Below are 13,367 nucleotides of genomic sequence, written 5' to 3' on the forward strand. Positions count from 1 at the left end.
CGGGGGAGCGCGCGGGGCGCGGTCCAAGCGGGTGGTGACGGCCGCTGCCGCCCCGCACGCCGTGTCTCAGAGCTCGCCCTTGCGGGTCAGCTGGTTGAAACAGATCCAGCCGGGAAGCACCGGCAGCCACAGCGTCATCACGCGGTACAGCAGGACGGCGGGCGCCGCGACCTCCTTGGGCAGGCCCACCGCGATCAGGCCCAGGGTCAGCGCGCCCTCGACCGCTCCCATTCCGCCCGGGGTCGGTGCCGCCGAGCCCAGCGCGTTGCCCGCGAGGAAGACCACCGCGATGCTCGCATAGCTGAGCTGGGGCACGTCAGGGCCGCTGAAGGCCCGGATCGACGCGTCCAGACAGAGCACGAAGAGGCCGGTCAGCAGCAGCATGCCGCCGATGCCGGTGAGCAGCTTCTGCGGGCGCTGCACCACGTCGAGCATGCGCGGGACGACTCCGGCGAACAGCGACCGCACCCGGGTCACCACGAACTTCCGCAGGAACGGGATCGCCGTCACCACCAGCACCAGGACCGCGACCGTGAGCAGCCCGGCGATGACCGTCCGGGAGGGTGTGAGCGAGTCCGGGGTCTTCTCGGTGCCCGTCAGATAGCCGAACAGGGCCAGCAGCAGGATGTGGCAGCCGAGGCCGAACAGCTGCGAGGCGCCGACACTCGCGACGGCGAGCCCGGGGCGCACTCCGGCGCGTTGCAGGAAGCGGGTGTTCAGTGCGACACCGCCGACCGCGGCCGGGGCGACGATCTTCACGAACGACCCCGCGACCTGCGCCAGCACGGTCTTGCCGAAGGGCACCCGTTCCGGCACGAAGCCCAGGAGGCTCATCGCGGCGGCGATGTAGCTGAGCGCCGAGAAGCCCAGGGCGGCGGCCACCCAGCCCCACTCGGCCTGCTCGACGACCGTGCCGAAGTCGGCCTCGGTGACCTGCGAGATCAGGAAGTACGCGGCGATCGAACCGGCGATGAAGCTGAGCAGCGTGCGCGGTTTGATGCGTTCCAGCCGGACCGGTTCGACCGGCGCCTGCGGCCGGATCAGCAGCACCTGACGGCGGATCTGCGCGAGCAGGTCCTCCTCGCGGGCCTCGTCGAGGGCGTCGTCGATCGCCCGCTTCTCCGCCTGCTTCTCGGTACGCAGGGACTTCCGCGCGGCCTTGCGGTCGCCGTTGCCCGCCGGTTCCGCCTCGGGCTCCTTGGCGTGCTTGGCCGCCTGCGAAGCCTCCAGCACGGCCTCGCGTTCGCGCTGCGAGCGCTCCCGGGCGATCCTGCGCAGCGTCGCCCGGGTGGAGCGGCTGAGCGCGATCGGCTGGAGCAGCGGCAGTGAGTCGGCGACGGCGTCCGGGCCGAGCACCGCGAGCGCACCGGCCACGGCCCTCTCCGCGCCCACCCGCAGACCGGTGGTGGTGAGCAGCTGGGCGACGTCCATCCGCAGGATGAGGTCACCGGCAGCGATCTCGCCGCCGCGCAGATCGGTGACGAACGCCTTGCCGGAACGATCCACCAGGATCGCGTCGCCGGTGAGCCTGCGGTGGGCGATCCGCCGCGACTGGAGGGCCTTCACCTGCCGCCAGGCACCCCGCACCAGGTCGTCGGTGATCTCCTCGTCCGCCATCGCGTCCAGCGAGCGCCCGCCGATGTGCTCGTACACGAGCATCACCGCGTCGGGGCCCAGCTCGGACGTGGCGATCAGCTTCGGCGCGTTGGCCCCGGCGGCGATCGCCGCGTACGCGAGCAGCGCCTCCTGCTCCAGGGCCTGGCGCAGCGACTGGATGGAGCGGCGCTGGGTGAAGCCGCGCAGGGTGAGCCTGCGCCATGCCCGGTAGAAGAATCCCTGGGCCTGCTGTTCGCGGTCGACGACGGTCACATCGAGAGGTGGCCCGTCCTCCAGGGTGACCAGATACCGCCGGCCCCGGTCGTTGTGGTCGGGGTTGTCGGGGGCGTCGTCGGCGCGCATCGCGGCGACCGGGCGGAAACCGACGTGGCGCAGGCCGGCCATCAGGTGCTGGCCGGTCGGCCGGACATTGGGCGAGCCGACCGCGTACACCGTCCCGTACGCCACGGTCCAGCCGATCAGCACGGTGAGGATGATGGAGAACGGTGTGGTGTAACCGCCCACCAGCATCGCGAAGGCGTCCAGGAGCAGCACCACCCACAGCACGACCCGCCAGCGTGGCCTCCGCGCCATCCCGACCGCCGTCATATAGGCGATGACGGGAGCGAGATAGCCGTGCACCGGGTCGGTGAGCGCGTCCCCGGGCTGGGGCTGGGTCAGGGCGTCCTGGATGGTGCCGGGGGCGGACCGGGCCACCCAGAGGTCGGTCGCGAGCGTGACTCCGTGGGCCAGTACGGCGGCGAGTACCCCGTCCGCGATGCGCAGCCCGTCACGTTTGACGAGGCGCTCGATGGCGAAGGCCACCGGGACGAGCAGCACCGCGATGCTGGAGACCAGTCCGGCGATCTTGATCAGCAGGTCGGGCGCCTGGTCCGTGCCCTTGGTGATGTCGTCCTCAAGGCCGGTGGTGGTGCCCTGGGCGAACGCCGCGATCGAGAAGAGCACGACGATGGCGAGGACCCCGACGAGGAGCCGCATCAGGTCGGCGGGGCGGTGCACCCGGGCGGGCAGCAGCGGTTCGTCACCGGATACGCGGTCGGTCAGCTCGTCGCCCGCGGTCGAGAGGGTCGACCCGGAGAGATCACCGGATTCCTGGTCCGCGCGGTCCGGCGCGGGTCCCGGGGTGTCCGGTTCCTTGCCCTGGGAGTCCGGCGCGTCCGGGTGGGACTCGGCATCAGAGGCGCCCGCCGCCTTCGGTGGCTGCACGCCCTGCTCCTTCGTCGCCTCTGATTGGTCTTCGTGTTCTCGTATCACCGGTCACCGCCCGCATGATGGTGGCACGGCCTGCGGACAGAGGGGGGCATCAGGGTGCATCCCATGGGCGCGCGAAGCGCAAGATACGCCCCTTTGCCCGCCCGCGCACGCGCTGTGACCGAGGGAACACGACCGTGGACGCGCTGTCGGTGGCGTACGGCAGGATGTGCCGGATGAGCGAGAACCGGACGAGCGGTGGCGGCGCCGAGCAGATGAGCCCGGCCCTGCCGGAGTACGCGGAACGGGTCCTCGACGTCGCCGACCTGATCCCGCCCGGCCGCGTCATGACGTACGGGGACGTCGCCGAGTGGCTCGGTGAGGGCGGGCCCCGGCAGGTCGGCCGGGTGATGGCGCTGTACGGCTCCGCCGTGCCCTGGTGGCGGGTGGTGAGGGCCGACGGGGCGCTGCTGCCCGGCCACGAACTGCGGGCCCTGGACCACTACCGCGAGGAGAGCACCCCGCTGCGCGAGGCGTCGCGCACCGCTGAAGGGCACCTCCCGCGCCTCGACATGAGACGTGCGAGGTGGGACGGCGGCACGGGCGGGACCGGTGGCGGCGACGAGGGCGAGGAAGCTCACATCTGACAGCTTCGGCCATCCGCCCTCCGCAGGGGCGGCGCCGGGCCCGCAAGGGGTGCGCGTCGGGTCCACGGCGTTCCGTGCGCTCCCGGACGGCCGGACACGTGACGAGGGACGCAACGGACTCGCTGCGTCCCGGGCCGTGGCTGGCGTAGCGTCGTTCACGCGCGGCACGCTCCGCCTCCTCGTCGCACCGGGCGGGGAACCGTCCGAGAACCCCGCGTCACCAGATCACCGCACCCGAAACACCCGTACACCGAGTACACCCACCAGGACCGGCGACCCACGTGAGCTCCTCCCCTTCCACCCGGCACAGTCCGCACCGCCAGGCCAGGCGGCGGGCCCCGGGCGCGTACCGACTGGTGCGTACCCCGCCGGGCTCCGTGGGCCCCCCTCTCCTGGACGCAGCGCAACGCGCCGTGGTTGACCACCGCGGAGGGCCGCTTCTGGTCCTCGCGGGACCCGGTACGGGCAAGACCACGACCCTCGTCGAGGCCGTCGCGGCGAAGGTGTCGGGCGGGACCGATCCGGCGCGCATCCTCGTCCTCACCTTCAGCCGCAAGGCCGCGGTGGAGCTCCGCGACCGGATGGCGGCCCGCCTCGGCGCCGCCAGGGGACCGCAGGCCACCACCTTCCACTCGTACTGTTACGCGCTGGTCCGCGCCCACCAGGACGCCGATCTGTTCGCCGATCCGCTGCGTCTGCTCTCCGGCCCGGAACAGGACGTGACCGTCCGCGAACTGCTCGCCGGTCAGGTCGAGCTGGAGCGGGAGGGCCTCGCCCACGTCCGCTGGCCCGACGAACTGCGGGCCTGTCTCACCACGCGCGGCTTCGCCGACGAGGTCCGGGCGGTGCTGGCGCGCAGCCGGGAACTGGGCCTGGGCCCGGACGCCCTGGCGGCCTTCGCCCGGCGCACGGGCCGTCCGGACTGGAGCGCCGCCGCGCAGTTCCTCGCCGAGTACCTGGACGTCCTGGACGCGCAGGGAGTCCTGGACTACGCGGAGCTGGTCCACCGGGCGGTGCTGCTCGCGGAGCGTCCCGAGGTGTCGGCCCTGCTGGCGGAGCGCTACGACGCGGTGTTCGTCGACGAGTACCAGGACACCGACCCGTCCCAGGTACGGCTGCTGCACGCGCTGGCCGGGAACCGGGGGAGCCGTGCGGGGGCCGGCGGCGGACGGACCCTGGTCGCGTTCGGCGACCCGGACCAGTCGATCTACACCTTCCGCGGCGCCGATGTGAACGGCATTCTCGACTTCCCGGACGCCTTCCCGCGTGCCGACGGAGCGCCGGCGCCGGTCGCCGTGCTCACCACCTCGCGCCGCTCCGGGGCCGGGCTGCTGGCCGCGACCCGGCTGCTCACCCGCCGGATGCCGCTCACCCGGCTGCCTTCGGACAAGGTGCGCGCCCACCGCGAGCTCGTCGCGGCCCGGGAGGGCGGCCGGGTGGAGGCGTACACCTATCCGACCGCGTCGGCCGAGCTCGACAACATCGCGGACCTGCTGCGCCGGGCACACCTGGAGGACGGTGTGCCGTGGAACGAGATGGCGGTGCTGGTACGGGCCGGAGGCCGCTCCATCCCCTCCGTACGCCGTGCCCTCACCTCCGCCGGCGTGCCCCTGGAGGTCGACGGAGACGACCTCCCCCTGCGCCACGAACCGGCGGTCGCGCCTCTTCTGTCGGCGCTCCGTACGGTCGCCACGGCCGCCCTGCACGGGACGGCGCCCACCGCCGCGGGGACGACCGACACCGCGGAGGCGACGGACACCGCGGAGACCGGCGACGCGCCGTCCTGGCTCGACACCGAGACCGCCCTCGCCCTCCTCGCCTCCCCCCTCGGCTCCATGGACGCCGCCGACCTGCGCCGCCTCGGCCGCGCCCTGCGCGACGAGGAGCGTGCCGCCGGGAACCGCGTACCGCCGCCTTCCGGCGAGCTGCTGGCCCGGGCCCTGGCCGAACCCGAACGCCTGGTCGCGCACGACCCCGCGTACGCCCGTGGCGCCCAGCGCCTGGGCGCCCTCCTGCGCAAGGCGCGCGAACTCCTCGAAGGCGGGGGCACCGCCGAAGAGGCCCTCTGGGTGCTCTGGGACGGCACCCCGTGGCCCGGCCGACTCGAACGGTCCGCCCTGCGCGGCGGCGCAGCCGGCCGTAACGCGGACCGCGACCTCGACGCCGTCTGCGCCCTCTTCGACACCGCGGCCCGCGCCGAGGAGCGCACCGGCGGGCGCGGCGCACTCAACTTCCTGGAGGAGATCGACGCCCAGGACATCGCCGCCGACACCCTCTCCAAGCGTGTGGTGCGCCCGGACGCCGTGCGCCTGATGACAGCGCACCGTGCCAAGGGACTGGAGTGGCGCCTCGTCGTCGTCGCTGGTGTGCAGGAAGGGCTCTGGCCCGACCTGCGCCGCCGCGGATCACTCCTCGAAGCCGACCGGATCGGCCGCGACGGTCTGGCCGAACCCCTCACCCCGGGCGCGCTCCTCGCCGAGGAACGCCGCCTCTTCTACGTCGCCGCGACCCGCGCCCGGGACCGTCTCGTCGTCACGGCGGTCAAGGCCCCGGCCGACGACGGCGACCAGCCGTCCCGCTTCCTCACCGAGCTCGGTGAGGAGCCCCGGGACGTCACCGGCCGCCCCCGCCGCCCCCTGGCCGTCGCCGCGCTCGTCGCCGAGCTCCGCGCCACCACCGTCGACCCCGCCGCCTCCGACGCCCTGCGCGAGGCCGCCGCCCACCGGCTCGCCCGCCTGGCCGCGCTGACCGACGAGGAGGGCCAGCCGCTCGTCCCCTCGGCGCACCCGTACCGCTGGTGGGGCCTGGACGAACCGACGCGCTCGGCCGTCCCGCTGCGCGACCGGGACCACCCCGTCGCCCTCTCGGGCAGCGCGCTCGACCAGCTGGCCAACACCTGCGCGCTCCAGTGGTTCCTGGGACGCGAGGTGAAGGCCGACGCCCCGGCGACCGCCGCCCAGGGCTTCGGCAACGTCGTCCACGTACTGGCGGACGAGGTCGCCTCCGGCCGGACCCCCGCCGACCTGGCCGTGCTGATGGAGCGCCTGGACTCCGTCTGGAACGGGCTGGCCTTCGACGCGCCCTGGAAGTCCCAGCAGGAGAAGGACCACGCACGCGCCGCACTCGAACGCTTCCTGCGCTGGCACGTCATGGACCGCACCGGCCGCACCCCCGTCGCGAGCGAGCACGATTTCGACGTGACGCTCGAAGCGGGCGAGTACGCGGTACGCATCCGGGGCTCCATGGACCGTGTCGAACAGGACACCGACGGCCGGGCGTACGTCGTCGACTTCAAGACCGGGAAGGCGGCGCCGACCAAGGACGAGGTGGCCGCCCATCCCCAGCTCGCCGTGTACCAGCTGGCGGTCAGGGAAGGCGCGGTCGACGAGGTCTTCGACGGGCGCCGGCCGGAGTCCGGCGGCGCCGAACTCGTACAGCTGCGTCAGCCCGCCCCGAAGAAGGAGGGCGGCGACGCTCTTCCCCGCGTACAGGCCCAGGAACCCCTGTCCGGCGAGTGGGTCTCCGGTCTGCTGGCGACGGCGGCGGGACGGGTCCTGGACGAACGGTTCACCCCCACGGCCGGCCAGCACTGCGCGCACTGCACGTTCCGTAACGCGTGCAGTGCGCAGCCGGAGGGCCGCCAGGTCGTGGACTGAGCGGTCCTGGGGCGCTCGCCGCACGTTGTCAGTGGGTCCGGTTAGCCTTTCTGGAGTGTCCTCACGTATCAGCGATCCCGAGGAGCTCAAGGAGCTTCTCGGGATTCCGTTCACCCCGGAGCAGACGGCCTGCATCACAGCGCCGCCCGCCCCGCAGGTGATCGTGGCCGGAGCCGGGTCGGGGAAGACCACGGTGATGGCGGCGCGCGTGGTCTGGCTGGTCGGCACCGGACAGGTCGCTCCCGAGCAGGTCCTGGGGCTCACCTTCACGAACAAGGCGGCGGGCGAGCTTTCCGAGCGGGTCCGCAAGGCCCTGGTGGCGGCCGGAGTCACCGATCCGGACGTGATCGACCCGGACAACCCCCCGGGCGAACCGAGCATCTCCACGTACCACGCGTTCGCCGGCCGACTGCTGACCGAGCACGGGCTGCGCATCGGCCTCGAACCCACCACACGCCTCCTCGCCGACGCCACCCGCTACCAGCTCGCGGCCCGCGTACTGCGCGAGGCACCCGGCCCCTATCCGGCGCTGACCAGGTCATTCCCCACCCTGGTGAGCGATCTGCTGGCGCTCGACGCCGAGCTCGCCGAACATCTCGTACGCCCCGAGCAGCTCGCGGAGTTCGACACCGAGCTGCTCCGGACACTCGAAACGGCCAAACTCAGCAACGCGGAGCTGCGCAAGCTCCCCGAGGCCGCCGAGGCCCGCCGGGAGCTGCTCGGCCTAACCACGCGCTACCGGGCGGCCAAACGCAGCCGTGACCTCCTCGACTTCGGTGACCAGATCGCGCTCTCCGCCGAGCTGGCCCTCACCCGGCCCGAGGTCGGCGCCATCCTGCGCGACGAGTTCCGGGTCGTCCTCCTCGACGAGTACCAGGACACGTCCGTCGCCCAGCGGCTGCTTCTCTCCGCACTGTTCGGCGGGCACGAGGAGGGTGCGGCGGGGCACGCGGTGACCGCCGTCGGTGACCCCTGTCAGGCGATCTACGGCTGGCGCGGTGCCTCCGTCGCCAACCTCGACGACTTCCCGGTGCACTTCCCGCACGCCGACGGCACCCCCGCCACGCGCTACTCGCTCAGCGAGAACCGGCGCAGCGGTGGCCGTCTCCTCCACCTGGCCAACGGCCTGGCCGAACCGCTGCGCGCCATGCACGAGGGCGTCGAGGCCCTGCGCCCCGCCCCCGGCGCCGAGCACGACGGCACCGTGCGCTGTGCCCTGCTCCGCACCCACGCGCAGGAGATCGCGTGGCTCGCGGACTCGATCGCCCATCTCGTGGCGACGGGGAGGGCGCCCGGTGAGATCGCCGTCCTGTGCCGCACCGCCGGTGACTTCGCCGAGATCCAGGCCGCGCTGGTCGACCGGGACATCCCCGTCGAGGTCGTCGGCCTGTCCGGACTGCTGCACCTCCCCGAGGTCGCCGACCTCGTCGCCGTCTGCGAGGTCCTTCAGGACCCGGGGGCCAACGCCTCCCTGGTCCGGCTGCTCACCGGACCGCGCTGGCGGATCGGCCCCCGCGACCTCGCCCTCCTCGGCCGCAGGGCCCGTCTCCTCGTGCACCGTGCCTCCCACGACGACGAGGACGCCGACCCCGACCGCCGGCTCGCCGAGGCCGTCGAAGGCATCGATCCCGCCGAGGTGATCTCCCTCGCCGACGCCCTCGACACCTTCCTGGAATCGGGTGGCGGCGAGGACGACGGCCTGCCCTTCTCCGCCGAGGCCCGCGTCCGTTTCGCCCGGCTCGCCGCCGAACTGCGCGACCTGCGCCGCTCCCTGGCAGATCCCCTCATGGACGTGCTGCACCGCGTCCTCGCCACCACCGGCCTGGAGGTCGAACTCTCCGCGTCACCGCAGGCCCTGGCCGCCCGACGCCGGGAGACCCTGAGCAATTTCCTGGACATAGCGGCTGGTTTCGCCTCCGTCGACGGCGAAGCGACACTCCTCGCCTTCCTCGGCTACCTGCGCACCGCCGCGCAGTACGAGAAGGGGCTGGACAACGCCCTGCCGGGCGGGGAGAACACCGTCAAGGTCCTCACGGCGCACAAGTCCAAGGGCCTCGAATGGGACGTGGTCGCGGTGCCCGGGCTCGTCACCGGCCAGTTCCCGAGCGGCCAGACCCGGGACTCCTGGACCTCCCAGTCCAAGGTCCTGCCGCACGCCCTGCGCGGTGACACGGCCACGCTCCCGGTGGTGCACTCCTGGGACGCCAGGGGACTCAAGGCGTTCAAGGAGGAGATGAAGGAGCATCAGCGCACCGAGGAGCTCCGCCTCGGTTACGTCACCTTCACGCGCCCGCGCTCGCTGCTCCTCGGCTCCGGCCACTGGTGGGGGCCGTCCCAGAAGAAGACGCGCGGACCGTCCGACTTCCTGGACGCGCTGTACGAGCACTGCGCCGCCGGGTACGGCGAGATCGAGGTCTGGGCCGACGAACCGGCCGAGGACGAGGAGAACCCCGCCCTTCAGGAGAAGGACGCCGACCAGGCGTGGCCGCTGCCGCTGGACGCGGCGGCGATGACCCGCCGCCGCGCGGCCAGGGACACGGTGCTGGCCCATCTGGAAGCACTGGCCGCCGTCGCCCCCGTACCGGACGTGTACGACGCCCCGTACGACGACCCGTTCCCGGACGGTGAGCCGTATCCGGACGAGGCCGCGGACTGGGACGCCCTCGCCACCGAACCGCCCGCCGCCCTCACACCGGCGCCCCCGGAGCCGACAGCCCCGCAAGCCCCCCACGTCCCCGCGGCGCGCGCCCCCGTCGATCCCGTCCCCGGCCCCGGTCCCGCGACCCTCACCCCGGAGGACTCCCGCACCCTCGCCTCCTGGGACCGCGATCTCGAAGCGCTCGCCGGGGAGCTGCGCCGTGCCCGCGCCACCGTGCGCGACGTGGTCGTCCCCGCCTCGCTCTCCGCCACCCAGCTCCTGCGCCTCGCGGAGGACCCGGACGGCTTCGCCCAGGAGCTGGCCCGGCCCATGCCCCGGCCGCCCCAGCCGGCGGCCCGCAGGGGCACGCGTTTCCACGCCTGGGTGGAGTCCCGCTACGAGGAGCTGCCGCTGCCCATGCTCGGCCCCGACGAGCTCCCCGGCGGCGACGGGAGCGACGCCGAGATCGCGGACGAGCAGGACCTCGCGGAGCTCAAGGAGGCCTTCGAGCGCACGGAGTACGCCCGCCGCACCCCGTACCGCGTCGAGACGCCCTTCCAGACGAGCCTCGCGGGCCGGGTGATCCGGGGCCGGATCGACGCGGTCTACCGCACAGGTGACACGTACGAGATCGTCGACTGGAAGACCAGCCGCCACAGGACCGCCGACCCGCTCCAGCTCGCCGTCTACCGCCTCGCCTGGGCGGAGCTCCACGGGCTGCCGCTCGACTCGGTCACGGCCACGTTCCTCTACGTACGCAGCGGAGAGACCGTCCGCCCGACGAACCTGCCGGGCCGAGCCGAACTGGAACGCATCCTGCTGGACGAGCCACCCTCGCCGGGCCGATAGGCTCAAGACCATGAGCGACACCCCGGACAGCGCTGTCCGTACGTACATAGACACGCACCGTGCGGACTTCCTCGAAGACCTCGCCGCCTGGCTGCGCATCCCGTCCGTCTCCGCCCAGCCGGAGCACGACGGGGACGTACGGAGCAGCGCCGAGTGGCTGTCCGCCAAGCTCAGGGAGACCGGTTTCCCCGTCGCCGAGATCTGGGAGACGCCCGGAGCCCCCGCCGTCTTCGCCGAGTGGCCGAGCGACGACCCGGAGGCCCCGACCGTCCTCGTCTACGGCCACCACGACGTGCAGCCCGCGGCCCGCGAGGACGGCTGGCACACCGATCCGTTCGAACCGGTGATCCGCGACGGCAGGATGTACGGACGCGGTGCGGCCGACGACAAGGGCCAGGTGTTCTTCCACACCCTCGGCGTCCGGGCCCACCTCGCCGCCACCGGCCGTTCCACCCCCGCGGTCCACCTCAAGCTCCTCATCGAGGGCGAGGAGGAGTCCGGCTCCCCGAACTTCCGCGCCCTGGCCGAGCAGCACGCCGCCCGCCTCGCGGCCGACGCGGTGATCGTCTCCGACACCGGCATGTGGGACGAGACGACCCCGACCGTCTGCACCGGAATGCGCGGCCTCGCCGAGTGCGAGATCCAGCTGTACGGCCCCGAGCAGGACATCCACTCCGGATCGTTCGGCGGCGCGGTCCCCAACCCCGCGACCGCCGTGGCCCGTCTCGTGGCGGCGCTCCACGACGCGGACGGGCGCGTCGCGGTCCCCGGCTTCTACGACGGCGTGGCCGAACTCACCGACACCGAGCGGGCCCTCTTCGCGGAGCTGCCCTTCGACGAGGCCACCTGGCTGCGCACCGCCAGGTCGCAGGCCGCGTCGGGCGAGGCCGGCCACTCCACCCTGGAGCGGATCTGGGCCCGCCCCACCGCCGAGGTCAACGGCATCGGCGGCGGTTACCAGGGCGCGGGCAGCAAGACGATCATCCCGTCCTCCGCCCTCGTGAAGCTCAGCTTCCGGCTGGTGGCCGGCCAGCACCCGGACCACGTCCAGCAGTGCGTACGGACCTGGGCCGAGGCGCAGATCCCGCCGGGCATCCGCCACCGCATCACCTTCTCGCCCGCCACCCGGCCCTGTCTGACGCCGCTGGACCACCCCGCGCTCCAAGCGGTGACCCGCGCGATGGGCCGGGCCTTCGGGAAGAAGATCCTCTTCACCCGTGAAGGGGGCTCAGGACCCGCGGCCGACCTCCAGGACGTGCTCGGCGCCCCCGTCCTCTTCCTCGGCATCTCCGTACCGTCCGACGGCTGGCACGCCCCCAACGAGAAGGTCGAGCTCGACCTCCTTCTCAAGGGTGTGGAGACCGCCGCCCATCTGTGGGGCGAGCTGGCCGCGGCACTCCGCTGAGACCTCATGGCACCCGATCCATCCCGGGGGAGTAGGAAGCACCTGTGAGCACCTTCGACAACGCGACCGCAGACCGGCCCATCGGTCTCACCGCACCGAGCGGCATCGACCGCGCCGCCCATCACCGCCTCGACGAGGCATGGCTGGCCGCAGCCTGGAGCCACCCCACGACCAGGGTCTTCGTCGTCTCCGGCGGTCAGGTGCTGATCGACGACACGGCCGACGGCGGCACCGAGATCGTGATGACCCCGGCCTTCGAGGCACCGGTCACCGAGACCCACCGCTACTTCCTCGGCACCGACGAGGAAGGCGTCAGCTACTTCGCCCTCCAGAAGGACTCCCTGCCGGGCCGCATGGACCAGTCGGCCCGTCCGGCTGGTCTGCGCGAGGCAGGTCTCCTCCTCGGCGCCCGCGACGCCGGACTGATGGTCCACGCGGTCGCCCTGGAGAACTGGCAGCGTCTGCACCGCTTCTGCTCGCGCTGCGGCGAGCGCACCGTCATCGCGGCGGCCGGTCACATCCGCCGCTGCCAGGCATGCGGCGCCGAGCACTACCCGCGCACCGACCCCGCGGTGATCATGCTGGTCACGGACGACCAGGACCGGGCCCTGCTGGGTCGCCAGGTCCACTGGCCGGAAGGCCGCTTCTCGACCCTCGCGGGCTTCGTCGAGCCGGGGGAGTCGATCGAGCAGTCCGTGGCGCGCGAGGTCTTCGAGGAGGCGGGCATCACGGTCGGCGAGGTCGAGTACATCGCCAGCCAGCCGTGGCCCTTCCCGTCCAGCCTGATGCTCGGCTTCATGGCGCGGGCGACCACGTCGGAGATCAACGTGGACGGCGAGGAGATCGAGGAGGCCCGCTGGTTCTCCCGCGAGGACCTGACGGCGGCCTTCGAGTCGGGCGAGGTCATGCCGCCGTTCGGCATCTCGATCGCGGCCCGGCTCATCGAGCTCTGGTACGGCAAGCCGCTGCCGAGGCCGCGCGGCACGGCCTGACCCGCCGTGTCGCCGTACGGCTCACGGGCACAGCGAAAAGCCCCCGCGACGGCGGGGGCTTTTCGGCGCGGACGCGGCAGCGAGTCAGACGCCGACCTTCTGCTTGACCTGGGCCAGCGACGGGTTCGTCAGGGTCGAACCGTCCGGGAACAGCACGGTCGGCACCGTCTGGTTTCCGCCATTCGCCTTCTCGACGAACGCGGCGGACTCCGGGTCCTGCTCGATGTTGATCTCGGTGTAGGCGATGCCCTCGCGGTCCATCTGACCCTTGAGCCGACGGCAGTAGCCGCACCACGTGGTGCTGTACATCGTCACAGTGCCCTGCATGTCTCGCGCTCCTCTGTCTCGTCCGTCTCGCTGTAAAGCTGAGAT

At 72.8% G+C, this 13,367-nt stretch carries 7 protein-coding genes; 5 read left to right on the top strand and 2 right to left on the bottom strand.

Annotated elements, in window-relative coordinates; all coding sequences use genetic code 11:
- Positions 1-66 precede the first annotated feature (66 nt).
- Positions 67-2,823: a lysylphosphatidylglycerol synthase domain-containing protein gene (locus AC07FA_RS14255; RefSeq protein WP_479075563.1), complete on the bottom strand. Its 2,757-nt coding sequence runs from the start codon at positions 2,821-2,823 to the stop codon at positions 67-69.
- A 221-nt stretch (positions 2,824-3,044) separates the two neighbouring features.
- Between AC07FA_RS14255 and AC07FA_RS14260 the strand changes: the two genes are divergently transcribed.
- The 5 genes from AC07FA_RS14260 to nudC all read left to right on the top strand — a co-directional run bounded on the left by AC07FA_RS14260 (position 3,045) and on the right by nudC (position 12,995).
- Positions 3,045-3,455, top strand: a complete 411-nt coding sequence (locus AC07FA_RS14260; protein ID WP_479075934.1) for an MGMT family protein — start codon at positions 3,045-3,047, stop codon at positions 3,453-3,455.
- 281 nt (positions 3,456-3,736) lie between these two features.
- Positions 3,737-7,111, top strand: coding sequence for an ATP-dependent helicase (locus AC07FA_RS14265; protein WP_479075564.1), 3,375 nt, complete (start codon positions 3,737-3,739; stop codon positions 7,109-7,111).
- 55 nt (positions 7,112-7,166) lie between these two features.
- Positions 7,167-10,598 (top strand): UvrD-helicase domain-containing protein, encoded by a 3,432-nt coding sequence (locus AC07FA_RS14270; protein WP_479075566.1) that lies wholly within the window; start codon positions 7,167-7,169, stop codon positions 10,596-10,598.
- 10 nt (positions 10,599-10,608) lie between these two features.
- On the top strand, positions 10,609-12,003 hold the full coding sequence (locus AC07FA_RS14275; RefSeq protein WP_479075567.1) for a dipeptidase: 1,395 nt from the start codon (positions 10,609-10,611) through the stop codon (positions 12,001-12,003).
- 44 nt (positions 12,004-12,047) lie between these two features.
- Positions 12,048-12,995: an NAD(+) diphosphatase gene (gene nudC / locus AC07FA_RS14280; RefSeq protein WP_479075569.1), complete on the top strand. Its 948-nt coding sequence runs from the start codon at positions 12,048-12,050 to the stop codon at positions 12,993-12,995.
- Positions 12,996-13,079: 84 nt separating this feature from the next.
- Here nudC and AC07FA_RS14285 read toward each other — a convergent pair whose 3' ends face one another.
- Positions 13,080-13,322, bottom strand: a complete 243-nt coding sequence (locus AC07FA_RS14285) for a mycoredoxin (RefSeq protein ID WP_328905725.1) — start codon at positions 13,320-13,322, stop codon at positions 13,080-13,082.
- Positions 13,323-13,367: the final 45 nt, after the last annotated feature.

Source organism: Streptomyces sp. NPDC045968, from assembly GCF_056430475.1.

What these genes read in the sequence shown, in the direction of transcription:
- AC07FA_RS14260 (WP_479075934.1), top strand. Translation starts at nt 3,045, where the DNA reads ATGAGCGAGAACCGGACGAGCGGTGGCGGCGCCGAGCAGATGAGCCCG.
- AC07FA_RS14275 (WP_479075567.1), top strand. Translation starts at nt 10,609, where the DNA reads ATGAGCGACACCCCGGACAGCGCTGTCCGTACGTACATAGACACGCAC.
- AC07FA_RS14285 (WP_328905725.1), bottom strand. Translation starts at nt 13,322, where the DNA reads ATGCAGGGCACTGTGACGATGTACAGCACCACGTGGTGCGGCTACTGC.